The 23,390-nt window shown below is 40.4% G+C and carries 22 protein-coding genes; 6 read left to right on the forward strand and 16 right to left on the reverse strand.

Annotated features, from left to right (window positions below; genetic code table 11):
* The first annotated feature begins 27 nt into the window (after positions 1-27).
* Positions 28-894 carry an NAD(+) diphosphatase gene (nudC, locus tag V7D18_RS25320; protein WP_426158592.1) on the forward strand — a complete coding sequence of 289 codons (867 nt, stop codon included), beginning with the start codon at positions 28-30 and terminating at the stop codon, positions 892-894.
* Here nudC and V7D18_RS25325 read toward each other — a convergent pair whose 3' ends face one another.
* Positions 895-1,527, reverse strand: a complete 633-nt coding sequence (locus V7D18_RS25325; protein WP_426158593.1) for a DUF3267 domain-containing protein — start codon at positions 1,525-1,527, stop codon at positions 895-897.
* 69 nt (positions 1,528-1,596) lie between these two features.
* On the opposite strand from V7D18_RS25325, the gene V7D18_RS25330 reads away from it, so the two are divergent.
* Entirely contained in the window at positions 1,597-2,406 is an 810-nt protein-coding gene (locus V7D18_RS25330) for an MBL fold metallo-hydrolase (protein ID WP_426158595.1), read from the forward strand.
* 4 nt (positions 2,407-2,410) lie between these two features.
* Here V7D18_RS25330 and V7D18_RS25335 read toward each other — a convergent pair whose 3' ends face one another.
* Complete coding sequence (locus tag V7D18_RS25335; protein ID WP_426158597.1) at positions 2,411-2,884, reverse strand: flavodoxin family protein; 474 nt, start codon at positions 2,882-2,884, stop codon at positions 2,411-2,413.
* Positions 2,884-3,444 carry a PadR family transcriptional regulator gene (locus tag V7D18_RS25340; RefSeq protein ID WP_426158599.1) on the reverse strand — a complete coding sequence of 187 codons (561 nt, stop codon included), beginning with the start codon at positions 3,442-3,444 and terminating at the stop codon, positions 2,884-2,886. The genes V7D18_RS25335 and V7D18_RS25340 overlap by 1 nt, the downstream gene beginning before the upstream one ends.
* Positions 3,445-3,625: 181 nt before the next feature.
* On the opposite strand from V7D18_RS25340, the gene V7D18_RS25345 reads away from it, so the two are divergent.
* On the forward strand, positions 3,626-4,456 hold the full coding sequence (locus V7D18_RS25345) for a pentapeptide repeat-containing protein (RefSeq protein ID WP_426158600.1): 831 nt from the start codon (positions 3,626-3,628) through the stop codon (positions 4,454-4,456).
* An 81-nt stretch (positions 4,457-4,537) separates the two neighbouring features.
* Here V7D18_RS25345 and V7D18_RS25350 read toward each other — a convergent pair whose 3' ends face one another.
* The 7 genes from V7D18_RS25350 to V7D18_RS25380 all read right to left on the reverse strand — a co-directional run bounded on the left by V7D18_RS25350 (position 4,538) and on the right by V7D18_RS25380 (position 13,600).
* On the reverse strand, positions 4,538-5,815 hold the full coding sequence (locus V7D18_RS25350; protein WP_426158602.1) for a DUF4038 domain-containing protein: 1,278 nt from the start codon (positions 5,813-5,815) through the stop codon (positions 4,538-4,540).
* 21 nt (positions 5,816-5,836) lie between these two features.
* Positions 5,837-7,690 (reverse strand): beta-glucoside-specific PTS transporter subunit IIABC, encoded by a 1,854-nt coding sequence (locus V7D18_RS25355; RefSeq protein WP_426158604.1) that lies wholly within the window; start codon positions 7,688-7,690, stop codon positions 5,837-5,839.
* 201 nt (positions 7,691-7,891) lie between these two features.
* On the reverse strand, positions 7,892-8,998 hold the full coding sequence (locus V7D18_RS25360) for a LacI family DNA-binding transcriptional regulator (protein WP_426158606.1): 1,107 nt from the start codon (positions 8,996-8,998) through the stop codon (positions 7,892-7,894).
* The gene (locus V7D18_RS25365) at positions 8,955-10,427 is read right to left on the reverse strand and encodes an FGGY-family carbohydrate kinase (RefSeq protein ID WP_426158607.1); all 1,473 of its coding nucleotides are present in this window, start codon (positions 10,425-10,427) and stop codon (positions 8,955-8,957) included. Before V7D18_RS25365 ends, V7D18_RS25360 begins: the two co-directional genes overlap by 44 nt.
* Complete coding sequence (locus tag V7D18_RS25370; protein ID WP_426158609.1) at positions 10,424-11,368, reverse strand: transketolase family protein; 945 nt, start codon at positions 11,366-11,368, stop codon at positions 10,424-10,426. The genes V7D18_RS25365 and V7D18_RS25370 overlap by 4 nt, the downstream gene beginning before the upstream one ends.
* Positions 11,365-12,183 (reverse strand): transketolase, encoded by an 819-nt coding sequence (locus V7D18_RS25375; protein ID WP_426158611.1) that lies wholly within the window; start codon positions 12,181-12,183, stop codon positions 11,365-11,367. The genes V7D18_RS25370 and V7D18_RS25375 overlap by 4 nt, the downstream gene beginning before the upstream one ends.
* A gap of 16 nt (positions 12,184-12,199) precedes the next feature.
* Positions 12,200-13,600 carry an L-fucose/L-arabinose isomerase family protein gene (locus tag V7D18_RS25380; protein WP_426158613.1) on the reverse strand — a complete coding sequence of 467 codons (1,401 nt, stop codon included), beginning with the start codon at positions 13,598-13,600 and terminating at the stop codon, positions 12,200-12,202.
* Positions 13,601-13,759: 159 nt separating this feature from the next.
* Between V7D18_RS25380 and V7D18_RS25385 the strand changes: the two genes are divergently transcribed.
* Positions 13,760-14,773, forward strand: coding sequence for a LacI family DNA-binding transcriptional regulator (locus tag V7D18_RS25385; RefSeq protein ID WP_426158615.1), 1,014 nt, complete (start codon positions 13,760-13,762; stop codon positions 14,771-14,773).
* 116 nt (positions 14,774-14,889) lie between these two features.
* Here V7D18_RS25385 and adhE read toward each other — a convergent pair whose 3' ends face one another.
* Positions 14,890-17,505 carry a bifunctional acetaldehyde-CoA/alcohol dehydrogenase gene (gene adhE / locus V7D18_RS25390; protein ID WP_426158617.1) on the reverse strand — a complete coding sequence of 872 codons (2,616 nt, stop codon included), beginning with the start codon at positions 17,503-17,505 and terminating at the stop codon, positions 14,890-14,892.
* Between the two features lie 448 nt (positions 17,506-17,953).
* On the opposite strand from adhE, the gene coaW reads away from it, so the two are divergent.
* Positions 17,954-18,796: a type II pantothenate kinase gene (coaW, locus tag V7D18_RS25395; RefSeq protein WP_426158619.1), complete on the forward strand. Its 843-nt coding sequence runs from the start codon at positions 17,954-17,956 to the stop codon at positions 18,794-18,796.
* 77 nt (positions 18,797-18,873) lie between these two features.
* Here the strand turns inward: coaW and V7D18_RS25400 are convergent, their stop codons facing one another.
* The 4 genes from V7D18_RS25400 to V7D18_RS25415 all read right to left on the reverse strand — a co-directional run bounded on the left by V7D18_RS25400 (position 18,874) and on the right by V7D18_RS25415 (position 21,402).
* Positions 18,874-19,065: a hypothetical protein gene (locus V7D18_RS25400; protein WP_426158621.1), complete on the reverse strand. Its 192-nt coding sequence runs from the start codon at positions 19,063-19,065 to the stop codon at positions 18,874-18,876.
* An 88-nt stretch (positions 19,066-19,153) separates the two neighbouring features.
* Positions 19,154-19,660 carry a DUF4446 family protein gene (locus tag V7D18_RS25405; RefSeq protein ID WP_117419188.1) on the reverse strand — a complete coding sequence of 169 codons (507 nt, stop codon included), beginning with the start codon at positions 19,658-19,660 and terminating at the stop codon, positions 19,154-19,156.
* Between the two features lie 24 nt (positions 19,661-19,684).
* A complete protein-coding gene (locus tag V7D18_RS25410; protein ID WP_426158623.1) occupies positions 19,685-20,629 on the reverse strand; it encodes a ParB/RepB/Spo0J family partition protein in 945 nt (314 codons plus the stop codon).
* Positions 20,630-20,631: 2 nt separating this feature from the next.
* The gene (locus tag V7D18_RS25415; protein ID WP_117419186.1) at positions 20,632-21,402 is read right to left on the reverse strand and encodes a ParA family protein; all 771 of its coding nucleotides are present in this window, start codon (positions 21,400-21,402) and stop codon (positions 20,632-20,634) included.
* Positions 21,403-21,630: 228 nt separating this feature from the next.
* Between V7D18_RS25415 and V7D18_RS25420 the strand changes: the two genes are divergently transcribed.
* Positions 21,631-22,581: an alpha/beta fold hydrolase gene (locus V7D18_RS25420; RefSeq protein WP_426158625.1), complete on the forward strand. Its 951-nt coding sequence runs from the start codon at positions 21,631-21,633 to the stop codon at positions 22,579-22,581.
* A gap of 70 nt (positions 22,582-22,651) precedes the next feature.
* On the opposite strand, the gene rsmG is transcribed toward V7D18_RS25420, so the two are convergent.
* Positions 22,652-23,383: a 16S rRNA (guanine(527)-N(7))-methyltransferase RsmG gene (gene rsmG, locus V7D18_RS25425; protein ID WP_426158627.1), complete on the reverse strand. Its 732-nt coding sequence runs from the start codon at positions 23,381-23,383 to the stop codon at positions 22,652-22,654.
* Between the last annotated feature and the right edge of the window lie 7 nt (positions 23,384-23,390).

Consider the following 23,390-nt stretch of genomic DNA (forward strand, 5'->3'; position numbering starts at 1 on the left):
AATTACGAAAAAGAAGGTCTTAAACATATGATTCAGGATATTTTCCCCCACGTATTCCATAACGAATTTGAAATTAAATCACCCACTGCTGACAGCTATTTTTTCTACTTTTCAGAAGGAAGTATCTGTCTGACTGAAGGTAAAACCAAAACAATCCCACGGTTTTCTGCATTAAAAGAAGAGGACCGAGGCCGCTTCATGTCCCATTGTGATTTTCTGTTCTCCATCGATCAGATGGATTTTTTTCTGACTGATGAAACCAGTGTAACTCTTGCAGATACTCCTGGTCTGAGCCTTTATAAAAACAGCATAATACGGGAATTAACCCCTATGTGGGTATCTTTTTCTGCAGTATGTGCTTCCCAGCTTCACCGGTTCTACTTAACCAACCGATATTGCGGATGCTGCGGATCGGAGATGATTAAAAGTAAAAAAGAACGGTCTATGATCTGTTCATCCTGTGGTAACACCGTCTATCCAAAAATAGCGCCTGCTGTTATTGTGGGGATCATTCATGATGGAAAGCTTCTGCTTACGAAATATGCAGGCAGGGAATACACCCGTTATGCACTTCTGGCCGGATACACAGAGTTTGGTGAAACCCTGGAAGATACGGTAAACCGGGAAGTCATGGAAGAAGTAGGGCTGCGTGTTAAAAATATCCGTTACTATAAAAATCAGCCCTGGGGCTTTTCTGATTCCATTTTAATGGGTTATTGGGCGGAGCTGGATGGTTCTCCACAAGTCACGCTGGATGAAACTGAATTATCCACAGCAGTCTGGATGGCACCTGAGGATATCCCCGACGATTTCACCAATATCAGCCTGACCCACGAGATGATTCTGTTATTTAAGAATGGGAAAATAAACGAAACACAGGAAGGAAAAGCATGATCAGGCTTTCCTTCCTGTGTTTCTATAAAAGGTTGCATATCCATTAGTAATAAGACTTCCCTCTTTGGGAACCTGTGAAAGAATAAGAAGCACATTCAGTACATCAACACATGCACCTCCTGCGTTTAATACACTCAGAAAAATAAAATAGCCATTCAAAAGACCGGTAACAGCAAGAAGAAACGGAACAGCAAACGAAAGGATAAACAGAGGCATAAGTGATATAACAACCATTCTTTTCTTTGAAAGTAACTCTTCCGTAAAAACAAAACCAAACAATCCGTTAAAACCCCAGTATGTCTTATCTGATTTCCATACTTTTGGTATAAATACTGCATGAATCAATTCATGAATCAAAAGGTATAAAAACATTCCCAAAAGATAATATACAACCTCTATACCTATGGATATCTCCAGGGAAAAACCCTGCGGTCCGGAAAGCAGCCTCTTAAATGGAGGATATAAATAATAACACCATACGGCTCCGGTTATCATCAGAAGAATGCTGATGGGCATAGACCACAGAATTGCTGCTGAGACAGACTTTGGTTCTTTTAAACGAATCCACCCCCGCTCCTTCAGATACATAGTTCTGTCGTCATTTTCCGGCGGAATTTTCTTAATAAGCTTCATTGTCACCTCAAATAATATATTTTAATCTTTATATATTGTATCACATAAATACGCCTTAAGGAGTACATTATGAAATTAACCGTTTTAGTTGATAACAATACATTAATTGATAAATACTTTTTAGGAGAGCCTGCTGTAAGCTATTATATCGAAGATGAAGATGAAAAAATATTGTTCGACACAGGTTATTCCGATGTATTCATAAACAATGCAGTTAAACTGCAGATTAATTTAGCTGATATAACAAAAATCATTTTTTCTCATGGTCATAATGATCATACCGGCGGGTTTCATTACTTAAGTGATCAATACGATTTATCTCATGTAAAACTTTTTGCCCACCCAGATGTTTTTATGGAAAAGAGAGATACCGGAGAGTCTATTGGTTCGAATCTTACGGTAGATTCAGCAGCTAAAACCTGTAGATTATCTGTTACAAAACATCCGGTTCCTATAAGCAAAAATATTATTTTCTTAGGTGAGATTCCCCATATTCATTCTTTTGAAACAAGAAACCCGATTGGAGAGCAGAAGATTTCTCATAATCAGTACCTCGATGATTACGTCCTGGACGATTCTGCCCTTGTTTATAAATGCATTAAAGGTCTGTTTATCATTACAGGATGCTCACACAGCGGTATCTGCAATATTATCGAATACGCAAAAACTGTTTGTAAAAATGATACTGTTTTAGGAGTAATTGGAGGCTTCCATCTTTTTAATACAGACACAAGGCTTGAGCAGACAATTCAGTATTTCCTTGATAATAATATTCGTGAACTATACCCATGCCACTGTGTCTCATTTAAGGTTAAAGCTGAAATAAACAACCGCCTCCCCATACATGAAGTGGGTGTTGGTCTGACAATAACCATTTAATAAATCATAAAAGCCCCGATGCCCACTTCACAGCACTGTCAATGCTCTCCAGATTCTTCTTAGGATCAACATAAGCAGTTTCACCAATGAATTTATTTTCCGGCAGCGCTTCTTTCAGTTTGGCAAAGCACTTCACTGCCCCGCCACCTCCATGGCTTGCAAAAATCGCAATCCGTTTATTCCTGATTTCATAATTGTTTATAAAACTTCTTATGGGCGGTGCAAACGATCCCGCCCAGACCGGAGTTCCGATTATAATCGTTTCATACCGGCTAAGATCAATGCTTTTGTTTATCAACGTTGGTTTATCTCCAAAAACAACACTTTTTCCACCCCAAAAATACTTTCCAAGGCCCTCCGTTGGATACTTCTTGCTTGTCTTCAATTCAACGATATCCGCGTTTAATGTCTCCCCTATTTTTTCGGCAATCAATTTCGTATTTCCCTCAAATGAAAAATATACAACTAAAACGCTCATTATAATTCCCCTTTCTCAGATATAATTTTCCTGGCTTCTACCGCCCAATCCTTCATTGCAGAATAAACATGAACACCGCAAAGCGCAGTCAGGCGGCTATAAGTACAATCAATACCCTGATCCCTGAACTGGCTGATCTGCTCCATATATCTGTTCATGTCTTTTACCAGTTCCTCATTTCTCCTGATAAAATCATCCAGATGCCCAATCAATACTTCCGATTCGGTATTCTCCCCAAAAGAAACTTTAAGAAGAATCTCATAACGAAGCTTCTCAATCTCCGGCTTCTCACGCATCCAGTCCGAGAGCTCTTTTCTTCCTGCTTCGGTAATACTGTATACGATTTGCCCCCGTCCGTTACCGTGTTCTCCATTGTCAGAGCAGACAGCTAACCCCTGTGCAACCAGCGTCTTTAACGTGGGGTATATCTGTCCATAGCTTTCCTGCCAGAAATGACTGTATTCATTTTCCAGCCATTTTTTTATTGTATAACCGGTCAGCGGCATACGGGCAAGCATTCCCAGCATTACATATTTGGATTTTCCCGTGTTTTCTTTCATATGTGCATCTCCTTTTGAAATATAGCATTATGATATATCAAGTTGATATATAAATCAAGCAAAAATTTTATAATCTTATTTCTTTTACTGCAACAGCCTTGCCCCTATGATATAATATCTACGAAAAGATATTATATAAATACACATTTAACTAAAACAGAAATTTTAAGGCGGATTCAAAGTGACTAATAAAAATATTGATAACAAATATGCTGATTATGCGGCAAAACTAAAAATAGATTGTAAAAATTGCAGTGGTTTATGTTGTGTTTCTCTATACTGTACAAAAACAGATGGTTTCCCTTCCAATAAAGACGCCGGTACGCCATGTGTCTATCTTGATTCTGATGATAGCTGTAAAATACACACAAAACTCTCTGAAAAGAATTACAAAGGTTGTCTGGCCTATGACTGTTTCGGTGCAGGACAAAGAACCACTCAACTCTGTTTATCAAAAGGTACCTGGAAAACAGGCCCAAAACAGGCAGACATGATTTTTGAAATGTTTATGACTGTATTTCAACTTCATCAGATGCTGTGGTATCTGGTTGAAGCATATTATTTAACAACAGATAAACATTTAAAATCAGCTATTGATGAGCTTATAATTGAGAATGACCAGATGATAGAGAAGCTTCCAGATTATAGTTCAAAGATTGACCTTTCAGATTACAGATTAAAGGTAAACACAGTTTTAAAACGAATAAGTAGCACAATTTCACAAGGTACATCATCAAATAACCATTCTGGAATGACGTATCTGGGAAAAAACTTTAAAAAAGCAAATCTGGATGGAAAAGACTTCAGCATGTCACTGATGATTGCAGCAAATTTTACGGGGTGCAGTTTGAAGAAAACGAATTTTTTGGGTGCAGATATCAGGGATGCAAACTTAAAAGATACGAATTTAAGCGAGAGTATTTTTTTAACACAAATGCAGATTAATTCTGCTAATGGAAATAAAAACACAAAACTTCCTGACAGTTTATGCCGTCCGGCATCCTGGATATAACAACATTAGAATAGTAAATTTTAAGAAGAAAAAATACAGGAGAAAGTTCATTATCACTTCCCCTGTATTTTTTCATATCTCTTAATGTCCTTCAAGTACTATAAGTCCATCGCCTTTAAAGTTATGCATGGGCACAGATGTTTTTCCCGCCTCTGAAGCCAGCCTGATTCTTGCCGTTCTTCCCGTGATGAGATCCACTGCTTTACCGGAATACCCCTTAAGTTCCTTATCGATTACGATCTTTGTTGAATAAGGAACATAGATCAGGTACCGCTCATCACCAGTCACAGCCATCCGAATCTGCTCTGACTTTCCAAGTAAAAGCTCCTGTGAGGGTATCAGTTCTCCGATACGATTGGTTTCCAGAAAGTTTGCAATAAACCCGTAATCCCAGGCTCCGGGAAAATGAATTGCCTCCCAGGCAGGAAACGCTTCATCAAACCCCTCACCTAACACCGGATTTGCCCTCTTTCCTGTTTTTTTCCAGTTCCAGATTCCATGGGCTCCATACGTGACGCCAGCACATGCACCGGACAGAATTCCGCTCCACGCTGCCTTTCGTATGTCATACGGCTGAAAACGTCCGTACATCTTCCGGCTGTATCCCATCTGCTCATAGCAGGGTTCTGCGTTCACAACCGGCTTTACCGGATAATCCCTGTAAAATTTTTCTGCTAGCAGGTATGCCATATCCTGTCCTTCTGCAAAATGCCCGGACTGATACATATAAAAGTCCAGCCGATCTAAAAACTGCTCCGGTATATAATCATATCCTCTCTTAATATGCATTGTTTTCAATGACTGGGGCGATTTCTCACATACGGTCTTCAACGCTGTTTCGTAATAGGAGACTGCTTCATCCGTATCAAAGTCCGTATCACCGCTGATCACATAAATAGGTTCAAACTCATCAAATACTTCCACTGCTTTTTCTGCATAAGTACTGACAAACTCCTCCGGCATCACGTTAAAATCTACCAGTCTGCTCCCCCAGGTTCCCGGAACATAATTAAGCCACAATATCACCAGTGCCAGCTGAAATCCCTTATCAACAGCCATACGGCACATCTGCCTTGCTCTGGAATAATACGCTTCATCCCACCTCGTAAAATCAAATTTCTGTCCATCCTCTGTATAAAACGGATATATTCCTACATCGGACATACATCTGTCCCATTGCGGCAGAGTATTAATCTGGAGTACATTAAAGCCCTGTGCCCAGCGTCTTTCCAGATATTCTTCCCATTCCTCCAGTGTGATTGAAGTAAATGCGCTCCATACCGTATCTGCCAGATAAAAGAAATCCCGGCCATCCAGTGTAAAATTCCTCTTGTTCTCATGTATCTTAAGTCTGCTCATGGAAAACCTCCAAATCTTCTGTTACCTGGGAATACAGCGAATCATAACATCTCCTGCCACAGCCATTTTTGCCTCTGCAGTTAAAACATCTGCATACTCGTTGCTGTTTGTTACCAAAACCATGGTAGTGACATCATAACCTTCCCGCTTCATGCTGTCTAAATCTGCTTTTAACAGAAGATCACCTTTCTTAACTCTGTTTCCGGCTTTTGCTATAAGTTCAAAATATTTACCTTCCAGTTTTACCGTATCTAAACCTACATGGATAAAAACTTCTGCGCCCAGGTCTGTCTTAATTCCAACTGCGTGTGGGTATGCGGTTTCAACCGTTCCATCACAAGGTGCATAAAAAGTCCCCTCAGCCGGTATAATTGCCAATCCTTTTCCTAATCCCCCTCCTGCAAATACCTCGTCCTTCACTTCTGATAATGAAATGATAGTTCCATTTACAGGTGCCGCAAATTCTTCTTCCTTTTTAGCCAGATGGACTGAAGACTCTGAAGTTTCATCTTCAAGAAGCATATTATCATTGTACCCAAACAGATAGGTACAGATGGCAGAACCAAAGTATGCAATGGCACATGCTGCACAGAATCCCGCGAAACCGACTCCAATATAACCTGTCATTGTGAGAAGACTTGTACCTAAGACTGTAGGGGCTCCTGCACCTACTGCTGCGGTAATTGCTCCTGCAATACCAGAAAAAAATGCTCCGATAAAGAACGGCCTTTTATACTTTAATGTTACTCCGTATATTGCTGGTTCTGTAATACCTGCAAGTACAGCAGAGATTGCCGCCGGACCTGCGATATCCTTAACCTTTTTGCTTTTAGTCTTTAAAAATACCCCCAGTGCGGCTCCTGCCTGAGCAAAGTTATTAGGTCCTGTTATTGTAAACAAAGTATCTCTTCCGGTCTGTGCAATGTTATTTATAACAATTGGAATAAATCCCCAGTGAAGTCCGAACATAACTGCTGCCGGCCATATAAGCCCCAGTATAAATCCTGCTATAACCGGATTGACTGCGACCATGGCAGTATAACCTCCCGCCAGCATTTTTCCCGCAAAATCAGAGATGGGACCAATTACGAGAAAAGTAGAAGGTACCATAATTACAAGAGATAAAAGCGGTGTGAAAATATTTTTAACTATATCCGGAAGAATTCCCCGAAGCCCTCTTTCCAGCCTGGAAAGTACAAAAACGGAAAGAATAATTGGTATTACTGATGAAGTATAGCTCACAAGAACTACCGGAATATTTAAAAATGTCAGAGACTCCTTTGCAGCAAATGCCGCAGATAAGTCCGGATACATTAGCGCAGACGCTATAGCCACTGACACAAAAGGATCCGCCTTAAATTTTTTAGCTGCTGTATAGGCAAGAAAAACCGGAAGAAATGTAAATACACCATCTGCCGCAGCAAATAAAATCCGGTAAGTTCCCATATCCTTTGACAACCATCCCATCGTAGTAAACAGAATGAGAAGTCCCTTTAACAAGCCGGCCCCTGACATTGCTCCAAGTATGGGTGCAAAGATTCCGGAAACAGTACTCATAAACAAATTTATGACGTTTTTATCATTATTACCTTTGCCCTCTGAACTCATATCCCCGGCTTTAATGGCAGAAGTTGCTAATATGGAATCGTAAACATCTCCCACAGCATTACCGATCACTACCTGAAGCTGACCTCCTGCTTCCACCACCGTTATGACCTTTTCCGTCTGACTCAGTCTTTTTTTATCAACTTTATCCGGATCCTTAATCTGGAACCGCAGTCTGGTTGCACAGTGAATCAGCGAATTAACATTATCCGCTCCCCCTACGCTGGCCACAATCTGTTTCGCCAGCTCATCGTAATTTTTCTTAGCCATGATTATCCCTCCTGAGATTGAGTCATACCCTTTGAACCTTCTTCATAAAACGTTTTGTGATTTCATACTAACACCCGTTTTTTTCTCAATCAATCCCCCTCGGACTTTTCTCAATATCAATCAAAATACCATATTATTACCCCATGTTTTTCCACTTTTTTTGTATAATTATGATAGGTTTTTAAATTTTCTTTAAATATATCATTTGTAAATATATTTGTTTTTATCAAATACACTCTCTCCCTCCAGCAGTCTGGTCTTGTAATAAACCCGGACCATTTCCCCTTCTTCATCCTCTATATGACGGATTAAATGACTCATGGCAGCTTTATGCCTCATCGTATGGGTACCCTTTATTAATGTAAGATTAATACCGGGTATACTAAGATTGGGAAGTGCATCAAACCCGATTAAGGATATTTCTTTCGGCACCCGGATATTTCTCTCTAAAAGGGCCTTGCTTACCCCCAGGGATATGACAGAGCTTTCAAGAACAAAAGCAGTTGTTTTTCTGATCCCTCCGTCTAAATACCGGTTCATTGCTTCATACACTTCATCAATCTGGTTGCCTAAGCGGATAATGCGGCTGCTCCCATCCCCGCAGTGCCGTTTCTCCATTTCTTCCACAAATGCCTCTCTACGCTCCAAAAAATTAAAGATGTCAACTTTCTCCGCAAGATAAGAAATGTAGCTGTGTCCCTTATCAACCAGATAATCAACAGCTCTGCAGATTCCCTCTTTATTATCAATAAGAAAGCTGTCCATACCCTGTTCATAAAACAGATTATCCCCTACCACCACAGGAATTTTAAGCTGGCCAAAGGGATAAATATCACTGTAATTCATTTCCGCTGCCATCATATAAATCCCCTTTACATCACTTCTCCTGCATTTATCCAGTAATTTCTCCAGGTTTCCTGCTTTTTCATAAAATTCCTGGTAGTCAAACCGGTATCCTGCTTTATTACAAATGTATTCAAAATCATCAAAAAGCAGAGGGTCCCGCCTGTTTTCCCTCTGCTTTAAAATAATTCCATGCTTAATATAGTTAAGCATCAGCACAGTCCCTTTACTTTCGTTGTACTCTGCCCTTAACCTGCTGTTATTTTTCTCTTCTTCCATCAGGATATAATTCTGAACCCTTTTTCTTGTTGCCGGTTTAACCCCCGGCTTATTATTTAAAACAAGGGAAACGGTCGCCGGAGAAATTCCAAGCGCCGCTGCAATATCCTTTGCTTTCACCCGCATTGCCGTGTCCTCTCTTTCATGATGTTTCAAAGCCACCGGCATTTTTGCAGACCAGATCAATCCCCTCCCTCCATCGGTTTTTTCTCTCGTTTCTGCTTTCCCTGTCCATATGGCTGTCATAAATATCATAATCAATATTCGTAAATATTTTATCCCTGTCATAAATTCCAGAGGCGATTCCTGCCATATAAGCGGCCCCGATTGCAGAAAGCTCCTCCTGTCTGGATACCCGCATTCTGATATCCGATATGTCAGATTGAAACTGCATCAAATAACGGTTTTTAGCAGGCCCGCCATCTGCACAAAGTTCCTTTAATACTTTTTTACTGTCCTTTTCCATGGCAGTCAGCACATCCGATACCTGAAAGGCAATGCTTTCAACAGCTGCTTTTACAAGCTCTGCCCTGCCCGTAGTACGGCTCATACCCAGAATCATGGCTCTGGCATTTTCCCTCCAGTACGGTGCGGAAAGTCCCGTAAATGCAGGAATGAATACTGCAGTATCCTTTTGGTTTGCTTTATGAACAAGCTCCTGTACCTCCTCGTCCGAAGAAATGAGACCCATCTCATTTTTCAGCCAGGAAATGACTGCTCCCGCATAATTAATATTCCCCTCTAAAACATATTCTACACGGCCGTTCATTCCCCATGCAAGAGAGGTTGCAAGACCTGCACTGCTTTTTATAAATGTATCCCCTGCGTTCATCATAATGGAAGATCCCGTACCATAGGTTGCCTTTGCCTGTCCCGGCAGATGGCATCCCTGACCAAATAAAGCAGCGTGGGAATCTCCCATTACCCCATATACAGGAATCGGAAGATCGAAGTATCCCTCAAAATCAGTATATCCAAAGCACGCATTGCTGTCACAGACTTTGGGGAGTGACTCTATGGGCACCCCAAACATCCGGCACAGTTCCTCATCCCATTCTAACGTATGGAGGTTAAATAACTGGGTTCTTGAGGCATTGGAATAATCCGTTAAAAAGCTGCTTCCCTTTGTAAGTCTGTAGACCAGATAGCTGTCCATTGTTCCCAGACAATACGGTTCCTTTAAAGAAACATTTTCTAAAAGCCACGCCATTTTCGCTGCCGGGAAATAAGGGGAAAGGGGGAGGCCCGTCTTCTCATAAATGACGGGACTAAAGTCCTTAAAACGATCAGAGATCCGGGCTGCCCGGCTGCACTGCCATACAACAGAAGGGGCAAGGGGGTCCCCGCTCCGGTTCCACACAGCAGTTGATTCTCTCTGGTTACTGATGCCTGCCGCTTCCACATTCTCTCTTCCTATGTCGGAACGATCCAGCACTTCCCTTACAGCTAAAATCATATTTTCATAAATTTCTTTCAGATCATGGGATACCCAGCCTTTTTCATTGACAATCTGTCTGTGCTTCCGGTCTGCCCTTTTGCACAGTCTTCCAGTCTGATCAAAAAGAACGGCTTTTGTTCCCTGTGTACTCTGATCTATCGCAATAACATATTTCATTTTACCAGCCCCTGACCTAATCCGTCTAATACAGTCTTTTTAATCCCCTCATCATCCAAACCATAATATTTAAATATTTCATGATTCGTGCCTGCAATGAGATGACCGTCAGGTAGCGCCAGGTTTATTACCTTTTTCGGACAGTTGGCAGAAACAATCTGAGCCACCATGCTCCCAAGACCGCCGTACGGGGAATGCTCTTCTGCTGTCACGATCAGATCAGCTTTCTCTGCTGCATCCACAACGGCTTTTTCATCTATCGGCTTTATGCAGTACATATCTATCAGGCCGATACGATACCCCTCTTTTTCCAGCTGCTTGGCTGCTTTCACTGCATAAGGAAGCAGTTCTCCGCAGGTTATGATAACTGCATCCGTTCCCTCTTTTATCACATTGGCACGATCCAGTTTAAAATCCATATCTTCTTCATATACATCCTCCGTTGCAGAACGACTTACCCTTACGTAAGCAGGTTTTTCATCCTCAAGAAGTGCCTCTATCAGCTTTCTGGTCTGAAAACGGTCACATGGGAAATAAACCCGCATATCCGGCAGACTGGCCATGGCAGCAATATCCTGGCAGGAATGATGAGTCATGCCCAGTGCTCCATAACTGACACCTCCGCTGATTCCGATTAACGTAACATTAGTCTTTGAATAAGCCACATCTACCTTTACCTGTTCGTAGCTTCGGGTGGATAAAAAGCTTGCCGGGGACGCTGCAAAAACCTTTTTTTTGCAGGATGCCAGACCTGCTGATACAGATACCAGATTCTGCTCCGCAATTCCCACTTCAACAAACTGGTTCGGGTACTGCTCCGCAAACGGTGCAAGGGATGCAGAACCTCTGGAATCCGAGCATACCACCACAATATCCTTATCTTCCTTTGCAGCTTCTGTCAGTGTATCACAAATTACCTGTCTGTTCGTTATCTGATTCATGCCAGCACCCCCTCCAATTCTTTCACAGCTTTTTGGTATTGCTCCTCTGTCATGACACCATGATGCCATTTCTTCTGGTTTTCCATAAATGACACCCCTTTCCCTTTTGTGGTATGGGCAAGAATTACAGAAGGACAACCCTTTTTTCTTTCTGCTTCCCTGTAGGCAGCAAGAAGCTGTAAGCAGTCATTGCCGTTTTCCACCTCTATGACATTCCATCCAAATGCTCTGAACTTTTCACCCAGATCATTGCTTTTCATGGTTTCCTCTGTTGTTCCACTGATCTGGAGGCCATTTAAATCAACTGTTGCACACATCTGGTCCAGTCCATAATGCCCCGCTGCCATCATAGCTTCATAATTAGATCCTTCAGCCATTTCACCGTCTCCCAGCACAACATAGGTTCTGTATGACCGGCCATCCATTCTGGCTGCCAGTGCCATTCCCACTCCCAGAGAAAGTCCGTGACCCAATGATCCCGAATTCATCTCTATTCCAGGTACAGCCATTGTGGGGTGGCCAATAAATTCAGAACCAAATCTGCTGAATGTATCTATGGCTTTCTGCTTGTCAAAAAATCCCCGGTCCCCCAGAGTTATGTATAGTGCATCTGTACAATGTCCCTTACTAAGCAAAAACCGGTCTCTGTCATCATTCTTCCAGTTTTGAGGACTGACATTCATTACTTCAAAATAGAGCACAGTTAAAATATCAATCACACTTAAATCTCCGCCAATATGACCGGCTTTTGACCGATATACTTCCTCAATTACATCTCTTCGAAGTTCATAAGCTTTCCTGGTGAGTCTGTCCATGTTTTACCGTCCTTTCCTATTCGCCCCGTATCCATGCTTTTACTTCTTCGTCATTGTTATCGTACAGATCCGGTGTAATACCAAGATATTTACATGCTTCATACAGCACCGGAACAACATTTTTATGAATGCCAACACAATGATGGATATAAGGTCCTTCCACGATTTTGGCTTCCAGCCTCTTTAGATTTTCAACCTCCACCCATACATAGGTTCCTTTGGTATAGGGACCCTCGATTCCTTTTGCATTGCCAAGAAGCAGGCTGTAATCTCCATTATCCCCATCAAAACGGCATAGCGTCATTTCACCCATTTTAGCCTGAGCTTCCACGGCTCCCGGATGGCTGAAAGCAAGTGGATACCCGATAGAAGGCTTACAGGCTGCGCAGGACAGGGGCCATGGACCACAGTGCTGCAGCAATTCTCCATTCTCATTATCAGGATGCCGCACAGTCCAGTCAGCGAAAAATGTCCTGGTTTCACCAAGCCCTGCCGCCTCACACATAATTGCTGTAATTGCACCATGAATATCCGTCTCACATACAACCGGAAGCCCCTCTTCGTTTAACAGACTGTTTGCTGCACAGGGCATAATTCCAATTTCATCCTGGAGTACATTCCAGCACTGTAAAGCAATTGCGTTGCACCCGTAGCGTTCTGCCAGAGTTCTCATAGCTGCCTTCAGGGCTGCCACCGTCTTTAAATCTTCATCTTTTATGACCACATTAAAGTTTTTCTTACAATAATCCACTATCTCCTGAATCCTGTTTTCATCCTCTTTTACCCGTTTCATTTCTCCGATAAGCTCCGGCATGGGGATGGGTGCCAGCTGAATATTGTATTTCTCAAGCAGTTCGCCTTCATTGCACATTGTAGACCAGAAATCAAAAGGTCTTGGTCCGATCTGAAGAATGCGGGTATTTTTAAATGCCTTTACCACGCTGCATACTGCCAGAAAATTAGTAACTCCTCTGTAAAATGCTTCATCCTCCAGCCGGCAGTTACATAAATATGTAAAAGGAATCTTAAATCTCCGTAGAACCTTTCCGGTTGCAAATAACCCGCACTGACTATCCCGAAGGCGGATTCCATTTTCATCCGGTCTTTCATCTCTTGGTCCCCACAGCAGAACCGGTACGCCGCATTCTCTGCATAATCTGGCCACTTCATATTCTGTTCCAAAATTCCCGTGGGGGATAAACAGACCATCAATCTTTTCAGTCCTGAATTTTTCTGCTATCTTTATTCTGTCATCTTCCTTATGCAGCAATCCATCCTCTGAAATATCCGTGATATCAACAAAAGTAACTCCCATTTCCTCCAGTTTCTTTCTGGTTAAATCCGCATACTTTACTGCGTCCGGCGCAGAGAATATACTCCTTCTGGTGGGCGCGAATCCCAATACTATATTTGTCATATACATGTCTCCTTTTTTAACTATTACCCATATTATTTACTGGAGAAAGCTTAATTACAATTAATAATTAAGTAAAATATAGTATTTTATTGACTTAATCCACTTAATCTGTTAAGTTGATAAAAAAAGAGTTTATCTGTAAGAGAGGAATCCATCCTGATGTCCATAACAGCAAAGGAGCTTGCTAAACTGCTTAATCTTTCAGAGGCTGCAGTCTCCATGGCTCTTAATCATAAGCCAGGTGTCAGCACCCAGACGAGGAAGAAGGTCATAGAGGCTGCCAAAGAACATGATTATGACTTTTCAAGAATAAAAGAAACCACCGTGAGTACCAGCCCCCACGGCATGATACAATTTATCATATATAAGAAAAACGGTGCCGTTGTTTCAGATACCCCTTTCTTTTCCCAATTATCAGAAGGAATTGATGCCGGCTGTAAAGAGGCCTGTTATTACCTGAATATTTCTTATCTTTATGAAGAAGATGATATTTCTTCCAAAGTCTCAGAGATGGTACGTCTGGGCTGCCGGGGCATTCTGCTTCTGGGAACAGAGATGGCGGAAGAAGATTTCAAACCATTTTTAAATCTCCCTGTTCCTGTCGTAGTCGTAGATACCTGTTTTGAAAACAGGAGCACAGACTGTGTCATAATTGATAATGTACAGGGTGCTTTTTTTGCAGCAAACTATCTGATCAGAAAGAGAAAAAAACAACCGGGATATTTAAAATCCTCTTATCCCATTAAGAATTTTGAGCAAAGATCTGACGGCTTCTACCAGGCAGTCAGAAAGAACGGTATGTCCGTTTCCAATTCAAAGGTTTACAAATTATCTCCGTCAATGGATGGTGCCTATGCTGACATGACGGCTATTTTAAAACAGGGAGAAACTCCGTCAGACTGTTACTTTGCAGACAATGACCTTATTGCAGCCGGCGCCATTAAAGCATTAAAAGAAAACGGATACCGGGTTCCACAGGATGTCGCCGTGATAGGTTTTGATAATATGCCCTTGTGTACCTTCCTGGACCCACCCCTCACAACCATTCACGTACCCAAGCAATATATGGGAATGATGGCAGCAAAGCGTATGGCAGAGCTTATTCAGACCAAATCCTCTTACCCTGTAAAAATCGAGATCAGTACCACTCTGGTCCTTAGAAAATCTACTTAATACTCAATGAAAAAAGGACAACGAAAAAAAGAACAGATTTGAACTCAATCCAAATCTGCTCTCTTTTTCATTATCCTGTCAAAAGATAGTGTTACTATTCTTATGTCAGTTTATATTTATTTACCGTAGTAAGCCTTTAAATACATTTCCTTAATTTCGCTGAACAGCGGATATCTTGGGTTTGCACCGGTACACTGATCATCAAATGCATTCTCAACCATCTCATCCAGTGTGTCTAAGAAGTACTTCTCATCAACACCGTAATCTTTAATCGTTGCCTTAATGCCTACTGCCTTCTTTAATTCTTCAACCTTGGCAATAAATTTCTTCAATACTTCCGCATCATCTCTGCCGTCGACTCCACAGAAGCGTGCGCATTCTGCATATCTTGCAAGAGTATGGGGATACTGATACTGCGGGAAGGTACCCATCTTAGCCGGAACTTCTGAAGCATTGAATTCCATAACCATAGTGATTAACAGTGCATTTGCCACACCGTGAGGAATGTGGTGGTAAGCTCCTAATTTATGAGCCATGGAGTGGCATACTCCTAAGAATGCATTGTTAAATGCCATACCAGCCATACAGGAAGCATCTGCCATCTTACATCTTGCCTCTACATTGGTTCCATCGTTATAAGCAGTTGGAAGGTATTCAAATACATTTTTCATAGCCTTCAGTGCAAGACCATCGGTATAGTCAGAAGCCATCACAGAAGCGTATGCCTCCAGTGCATGAGTCAGAACATCAATACCAGAAGCACTGGTCAGACCCTTTGGCTGGCTCATCATATTGTCCGCATCAACAATGGACATATTGGGCATTAACTGATAATCTGCAAGCGGATATTTTACTCCTGTATTCTGATCTGTGATAACAGCGAAAGAAGTTACCTCAGAACCAGTACCGGAAGAGGTTGGGATTGCTACAAAATATGCTTTCTCGCCCATCTTCGGGAATGTATAAACCCTCTTACGGATATCCATAAAACGCATTGCCATATCCTGGAAGTCCACTTCCGGGTGCTCGTACATTACCCACATGATTTTCGCAGCGTCCATGGCTGAACCGCCTCCCAGTGCGATGATTGTATCCGGCTGGAATGCCTTCATAGCTGCCGCACCAGCCTCTGCATTTGCAAGAGTCGGGTCAGGCTGAACATCTGAGAATACCGTATAAACTATGCCCATCTCATTCAGCTTATCGGTAATTGCCTTGGTATAACCATTCATATAAAGGAAAGAGTCTGTTACTACAAATGCTCTCTTTTTGTTATAAATATCCTTTAACTCACTAAGCGCAACCGGCATACATCCCTTTTTAAAATAAACTTTCTCCGGATTTCTGAACCACAGCATGTTCTCTCTCCTCTCAGCAACGGTTTTAATATTCAGCAAATGCTTCACACCAACATTTTCAGAAACAGAGTTTCCTCCCCATGAACCGCAGCCCAGAGTCAGAGACGGCTGTAACTTAAAGTTGTAGATATCGCCGATACCGCCATGAGAAGATGGAGTATTAACCAGAATACGGCAGGTCTTCATTGCAGCTGCATGTTTTGCCATCTTTTCCGTTTCATTTACATTCACATAGAGAGAAGCAGTATGTCCATAACCGCCGTCTGCAACCAGCTGTTCTGCCTTTTCAATGGCCTCATCAAAGGTCTTCGCTTTATACATTGCCAGAACCGGAGACAGTTTCTCATGTGCAAATTCTTCCTCAAGATGTACGCTTTCTACTTCACCGATTAAAATCTTTGTTGATTCCGGAACTTCAACACCTGCAAGCTTTGCTATGGTATGAGCCTTCTGACCAACAATCTTGGCATTTAAAGCACCATTGATAATAATGGTTTTACGTACTTTTTCAATTTCATCGCCCTTTAAGAAGTAGCATCCTCTTGCTGCAAATTCTTTCTTAACCGCGTCATAAACCTTTTCAAGAACAGTAACAGACTGCTCAGAAGCACAAATCATACCATTATCAAATGTCTTAGAATGAATGATGGAGTTAACTGCCATCTTAATATCTGCTGTATCATCAATAATAACCGGTGTATTACCTGCACCAACGCCCAGAGCCGGCTTTCCGGAAGAATAAGCAGCCTTTACCATTCCAGGACCGCCTGTTGCCAGAATGATATCTGCACTTCTCATAACCTCGTTGGTCAATTCCAGGGAAGGTACATCAATCCAGCCGATAATTCCTTCTGGTGCACCAGCCTTAACAGCAGCATCAAGAACTACCTTTGCAGCTGCAATTGTACAGTTCTTCGCCCTTGGGTGCGGGGAAATGATAATTGCATTTCTTGTCTTTAAGCTGATCAGTGTTTTGAAGATGGCAGTTGAAGTTGGGTTTGTGGTAGGAATAACAGCGGCTACCAGACCGATTGGCTCTGCAATTTTCTTAATTCCAAATGCCTTATCTTCTTCAATCACACCGCAGGTTTTCGTATCTTTATAAGAATTATAGATATATTCAGCTGCATAATTGTTTTTAATTACTTTATCCTCTGCAACGCCCATCCCTGTTTCTTCAACAGCCATCTTTGCAAGAGGGATTCTTAATTTATTTGCAGCACTGGCTGCCTCATAAAAGATTTTATCAACCTGTTCCTGAGTGAAGGTTGCGAATACTCTCTGAGCTTCTCTCATAGCCTCCATTTTTGCGATCAGGGTATCTACACTATCAATTATCTGGGGAACCTTAACCAGTTCTTCTTTTTTTGCCATCTTGATTTTCCTCCATTTTATAAGTATCAATCCCATTGGTTTCTTGATCGATATTTTTTTAACGATCTTTATGGTTTTATTATATTCTATCGTTATTTTTTTGTCAATGTGATAACTCACAAAAATATACATCGTTCGATACTTTTTTTATATATAATTTATAAATATTTTTTTACTTATATAAGAATCGCTCTGAATATACTAATTCTTATAAAATAAGGGGATTTATGGGATTATAGTGATATAAAATAATCAATAAACCCTTACATCCTGAATTTTCATTGTTTTTAATCCAAACAGATTTATAAAAGCCCCAGCCTATATCCGGCTTTTATGAACACATTTAAGAACTTGGCATTTACCTATAATTATGGTATAGTTAGCCTTAATACCTGCTTCTAAAAGGTCCGGCAGGCTAGATCAGATAACGAGATTTAAGGGGACATATATGAAAATAACCATTGGAATTGATCTTGGCGGAAGTACAACGAAGATTGTAGGTTTTCAGGATCATAAATTAAAAATACCCACATTTGTAAAAGCGGATAATCCTATTGCTTCCTTATTTGGAGCTCTGGGCAAATTTATCTATGATAATAACATTCAGTTGAATGAGATAGAAAAAATTATGATAACAGGGGTAGGAAGTGCTTATGTGGAGCAGCCTCTTTATGGAATTCCCACCTATAAGGTGAATGAGTTCACCTGTAACGGATTAGGCGGTCAGTATTTTACCGGATTAAAAGATTTAATTGTGGTAAGTATGGGAACCGGTACTTCCCTGGTGCAGGTGAATGGTGATTCCATCGCTCATACCGGGGGGATCGGTATAGGTGGTGGAACCATCCTCGGTCTTTCCAGCCTGCTGTTAAAAACTCAGGATATCTCCCATATTATGGACCTGGCAAGCAGAGGTAATTTAAGCAATATTGATTTACAGATTCAGGATATTTCAAGAACCCCTCTTCCCGGACTGCCATTAACTGCAACGGCATCAAACTTTGGAAAAGTGAGAGGTTTTGTATCGGATGAGGATATTGCCATCGGAATTATTCATATGGTACTCCAGGTAATTGGAAAGTCGGCCATTCTATCATCATTAAACAGCAATATTAATGATTTTGTTATGACAGGAAATCTTTCCAAATTTCCTCAATGCAGGGAGATCTTCCAATCCCTGGAGACCATGTTTGATGTGCACTTTATTATTCCTGAACAGGCGGAATACGGAACTGCAATCGGTGCGGCTCTTACAGAAGAACATCACCTGGAGATGACTGAAATCCGTTAATCAGAATAAAATTTCTCTTTTTTCACTGGTTAGTGACTGGATCACAGCTTTGGCATTTTGTAAATAAAAGACTTCCATTAAGTTATCGTCAACCAATACATTCTGCTCAAAGCTGGTCCATATTCTTCAATCATTGCTGCTCTTGCTTCTCTTCTTGTATCCAGAACCACCTCGCACTGAAGACGAATCCAGGTTCCATGACTCATACCGCTGATCTCAATTTTAGGGTTTTTCATCATTTGGTCAAATGATATAAATCTTTCCCTCAAACAGGCATATCGCTCATCCAATTATAAGATTTATTTACTTCGTTACTTTAAAAAAATTATATTAAAAAACACGGTAAAAACCGTGTTTTTAAGAATGATATCCCAACGCCCGTTCCAGCGCCTCTTTTTCTTCACTTCCCAAAAGTACCTCTGTTTCTCCTCTTTCTACTTCTTTAATGTAGACATAACACCCTTCTCTGCTGTGAACAGAATTCAGCACAAAACCGCTGTTAGTATAATCAAGCAATGCCATAGTAAAGCTTAAATTACCGCCCATTCCTTTAAACGCGTTATATTTTACAAGACCAAACTTCTGAAATGCACTTCTGTAATTTTTGTTTGTATTTCGCAGGGAGTCTTTATTGGCACGATCCTCTGATTTTAATTGGGCAATATCCTCCATTTGTTCCATAATAATGCCCTCAAGCGTTTCTGCGTCCTTGCCCCTCATAAAAAAATCATATCTGCGATATAGTTTTCTAATCTGAATAATACATATAATTACAACGATCAGTAATATTAATGTAAGCACGGATAATCCTATGATCAAAAAAGCAGGATCAACCGGCAGCTGATTCAATATACTGTTATCCATTCTTTCGTCCTCACTTCCATGATGTTATCTTATGGATTCTAATAACTCTACTATTCTTTCCAATTCTGCCTCAGAATAGTACTCGATTTCAACTCTTCCTTTATTTTTATCTTTACGGTTGATGCTGACCTTCGTACCCATGGCAGTTTTCATTCGATCTTCCAGTTCCCTGAAAATTAACGAAATGCTTTCATCTTCTTCTCTGTTTTCCTTTGGTTCTTTCTTTTTTGATAAGGATTTTACAAGTTTTTCTACTTCCCGGACGCTTAAATTCTCAGCTACAATCTTCCCTGCAAGCTGATACTGTAAGTCCTGATCCTCTACTGCTAACAATGCTCTGGCGTGTCCGCTGCTGATCTGATCCTGAATCAGCATATCCTGAATACGTTCATCCAGCTTTAATAATCGCATACTATTAGTTATGGTAACCCGGTTCTTTGCTACCCTGGCTGCGATTTCTTCCTGCTTTAATCCAAACTCCTGCATCAAAATAGAATAAGCTCTGGCTTCTTCTATCGGGTTTAAATCTTCTCTTTGAACGTTTTCTATCAAAGCAATTTCCATAGTCTGCTGTTTTGTATATTCCCGGATTACTACCGGTACTTCTTTCAATCCAGCCAGCTTCGCCGCCCGCCATCTCCGTTCTCCTGCGATAATTTCATAAAAATCGCCCTTCTTTTGAACCAGAAGAGGTTGTAGAACGCCATATTCCTTCATGGATTCAGCTAATTCAATCAGCGCTTCTTCGCGAAATTCTTTTCTCGGTTGATTGTGATTGGGCTCAACCATAGAAATTTTTATAAACATTTCCTTTCCTGTTTCTGAATCTGCTTTTTCTTTATCAGAAGATGCAGCGGTATGGTCTGCCTCTTTATGATTTCTTAATTCCTGTTCCTCTGCTGCAGATTCCATTACTTCATCTCCAAAAATCGCACCAAGCCCTTTTCCTAAACCTGTTCTCTTTGCCATATCTAGATCTCTTCTCCTCTGCTGATAACTTCTGCCGCCAATAACCGGTAGCTTTCCGCTCCCGCTGATCTGGAATCATATAAATTGATCGGCATTCCATGGCTGGGAGCCTCTGCCAGTCTGACATTTCTGGGTATGATTGTTTTATAAATGTTCTGATTTAAATTGTTCTTTACACTTTCAACAACTTCCAACGAAAGATTTGTTCTCGCATCATACATGGTAAATACCACACCTTCCATTTCCAAAGAAGGATTCAGTTTCTTTTTTACTAAATTCACTGTTTTTAATACCTGACTAAGTCCTTCCAATGCATAATATTCACATTGAATGGGTACTAGTACAGTATTTGCTGCAGTTAAGGCATTAATTGTCAATAGACTCAATGACGGAGGACAATCTATAATAATAAAATCATAGTTTTTCTTGACTTTTTCAAGATATGACTTAAGGAGTATCTCCTTATTTTCGATTTCCAACAGTTCTATTTCAGCTCCTGCCAGATCCACATTCGATGGCAATAGATCAAGATTTTCCTGAACGTTAGTAATTAAACATTCTTCTATCTCACACTCTCCTACCAGCAGATCATATACGGTACGCTCAATGACTGACTTATCCATACCCAGTCCGCTGGTTTCGTTTCCCTGTGGATCAAAATCCACAGCTAATACCCGCTGTCCTGACTCCGCAAGACAAGCTGATAGGTTAATTGCAGTAGTCGTTTTACCGACTCCGCCTTTCTGGTTTGCTATCGCAATGATTCTTCCCATTTTTAATTTTCTCCTGTAACAACGTCCGGAAATTGCAGTTCAAACTAGAGTATAACATACTTTATTTTTTTTTCCTATGGTTTCAAGTAAAAAAATACAGAAAATACAAAAAATGTTTCACGTGAAACATTTTTCCAAGTTTAAGAATAAATTAATATGTTAGCCGTTGTAAGTCCATATTGATTATATTATAATAGGAAGAGATTATCCGCTATCAGGAGGTAAATAATGAAAACCACGAGTAAATTACTAACTCTGCTCATTCTTTCGGCAAGTACGGCTGCAACTACTGCAGTTATTAATAAATTTGTCAAACTCTCTGCATCCTCTAAAAATATACTAGCAGATGCAAAATCTTTATGTTACAAATGGAGATTCGGTAATATTCATTATACAAAGTCCGGCACAGGAAAACCGCTTCTTTTAATACATGATTTAACCGCTTGCTCCAACGGCTATGAATGGAGCAGCATGATTTCCTTATTAAAAGAACAGTATACTGTCTATACCATTGATCTACTGGGTTGTGGCCGTTCAGAAAAACCAGATCTCACATATACAAACTATCTGTATGTACAGATGATATCTGATTTTATTAAATCTGAGATTGGGCATAGGACAAATGTAATTGCTACAGGCGGCTCCTCTGCTCTGGCACTTATGGCATGTAATAATTCTCCAGAACTATTCGATCAGATTATGCTGATTAATCCGGAAAGCCTTATGATGTGCAGCCAGATTCCCAATAATCATTCCAAAATATATAAGTTTATTCTGGACCTTCCGATTTTGGGAACTCTCCTATATCATATATCAGTGAGCAGGCAATCCATAACAGAAGAGTTTACCAGAAATTATTACTTCAATCCTTATTCTATAAAAAATTCAATTATCGATGCATATTACGAATCAGCTCATTTAGGAGATTCGCCAAAGTCACTTTATGCCAGTGTCAAGTGTAATTATACAAAATGTAATGTGACGAATGCATTAAAGAAAATAAACAATAGTATTTACATTACAGGTGGTCAGGAAATGGATCATATCAATGATATAATTATGGAATATCAAAGATATAATCCTGCCATCGAAAGTTCCTTGGTATCAAAAAGCAAGTATCTTCCACAATTGGAGAATCCAACCAGTTTGTATCAATTAATACAAATGTATTTTCTATAAAAAAATGTTTCACGTGAAACATTCCTTCAGAGATTATTATTTATCTCCTGGATGTTTCACGTGAAACATTTTATTTTAGCGGTTCTTTCGAGGGTAATCCAGCCTTCCTTGGATATTTCTTAGAAATTGCGTTTGTTTTTATGACTTGTATCAACGATCTCTCTGCTTCTGTACCGGGCAGTAAAAATCGTTCTGTTTTTTCAATTTTTCCACTAAGTAAAAAAACTGCATGCTTTGCTTCTGTTAATTCCTCATCTATCTTACCAGACTTGTATGGAATAAAACAGCCACCTACATTTACGAATGGCATACAATATTCCGATAGAGTGCTTAAATTTGCAACTGCCCTGGAAACACAAAGATCATATTGCTCTCTGTGTTTCACATCCCTGCCCAAATCTTCTGCTCTTCCATGTATGGCGAAAATATTATCTAAACCTAATTTTTCTATGACTTCATTTAGAAAATTTATCCGTTTATTTAGAGAATCCATTAAAGTAATATTAAGTTGGGGAAATGCTATTTTCAAAGGTATTCCAGGAAAGCCGGCACCCGTCCCCACATCAATTATATGATAAGCTTTTGTATCGAGATCATTGACTACTTTAATAAGAGATAAGCTGTCAACAAAATGTTTTGATATTACTTCATCCATCTCGGTAATTGCAGTGAGATTCATTACTTTGTTCCATTCAACTAATAGTTCATAATACTTATAAAATTGATCTAATTTATTTTTTTCCAAATTAATAGATAATAAGTTCAATTCGCTTTGAAACTTCTCATAAAAAGCTTCTGCCATGTTATCT

This window comes from Lacrimispora sp. 38-1 (assembly GCF_049890855.1).
Lineage (GTDB): Bacteria > Bacillota > Clostridia > Lachnospirales > Lachnospiraceae > Lacrimispora.

Excerpts from the sequence above, each read along its gene's own strand:
- nudC (WP_426158592.1), top strand. The coding sequence starts at position 28 with ATGATTCAGGATATTTTCCCCCACGTATTCCATAACGAATTTGAAATT.
- V7D18_RS25325 (WP_426158593.1), bottom strand. The coding sequence starts at position 1,527 with ATGAAGCTTATTAAGAAAATTCCGCCGGAAAATGACGACAGAACTATG.
- V7D18_RS25330 (WP_426158595.1), top strand. The coding sequence starts at position 1,597 with ATGAAATTAACCGTTTTAGTTGATAACAATACATTAATTGATAAATAC.
- V7D18_RS25335 (WP_426158597.1), bottom strand. The coding sequence starts at position 2,884 with ATGAGCGTTTTAGTTGTATATTTTTCATTTGAGGGAAATACGAAATTG.
- V7D18_RS25340 (WP_426158599.1), bottom strand. The coding sequence starts at position 3,444 with ATGAAAGAAAACACGGGAAAATCCAAATATGTAATGCTGGGAATGCTT.
- V7D18_RS25350 (WP_426158602.1), bottom strand. The coding sequence starts at position 5,815 with ATGAGCAGACTTAAGATACATGAGAACAAGAGGAATTTTACACTGGAT.
- V7D18_RS25355 (WP_426158604.1), bottom strand. The coding sequence starts at position 7,690 with ATGGCTAAGAAAAATTACGATGAGCTGGCGAAACAGATTGTGGCCAGC.
- V7D18_RS25365 (WP_426158607.1), bottom strand. The coding sequence starts at position 10,427 with ATGAAATATGTTATTGCGATAGATCAGAGTACACAGGGAACAAAAGCC.
- V7D18_RS25370 (WP_426158609.1), bottom strand. The coding sequence starts at position 11,368 with ATGAATCAGATAACGAACAGACAGGTAATTTGTGATACACTGACAGAA.
- V7D18_RS25375 (WP_426158611.1), bottom strand. The coding sequence starts at position 12,183 with ATGGACAGACTCACCAGGAAAGCTTATGAACTTCGAAGAGATGTAATT.
- V7D18_RS25380 (WP_426158613.1), bottom strand. The coding sequence starts at position 13,600 with ATGACAAATATAGTATTGGGATTCGCGCCCACCAGAAGGAGTATATTC.
- V7D18_RS25385 (WP_426158615.1), top strand. The coding sequence starts at position 13,760 with ATGTCCATAACAGCAAAGGAGCTTGCTAAACTGCTTAATCTTTCAGAG.
- adhE (WP_426158617.1), bottom strand. The coding sequence starts at position 17,505 with ATGGCAAAAAAAGAAGAACTGGTTAAGGTTCCCCAGATAATTGATAGT.
- coaW (WP_426158619.1), top strand. The coding sequence starts at position 17,954 with ATGAAAATAACCATTGGAATTGATCTTGGCGGAAGTACAACGAAGATT.
- V7D18_RS25405 (WP_117419188.1), bottom strand. The coding sequence starts at position 19,660 with ATGGATAACAGTATATTGAATCAGCTGCCGGTTGATCCTGCTTTTTTG.
- V7D18_RS25410 (WP_426158623.1), bottom strand. The coding sequence starts at position 20,629 with ATGGCAAAGAGAACAGGTTTAGGAAAAGGGCTTGGTGCGATTTTTGGA.
- V7D18_RS25415 (WP_117419186.1), bottom strand. The coding sequence starts at position 21,402 with ATGGGAAGAATCATTGCGATAGCAAACCAGAAAGGCGGAGTCGGTAAA.
- V7D18_RS25420 (WP_426158625.1), top strand. The coding sequence starts at position 21,631 with ATGAAAACCACGAGTAAATTACTAACTCTGCTCATTCTTTCGGCAAGT.
- rsmG (WP_426158627.1), bottom strand. The coding sequence starts at position 23,383 with ATGGCAGAAGCTTTTTATGAGAAGTTTCAAAGCGAATTGAACTTATTA.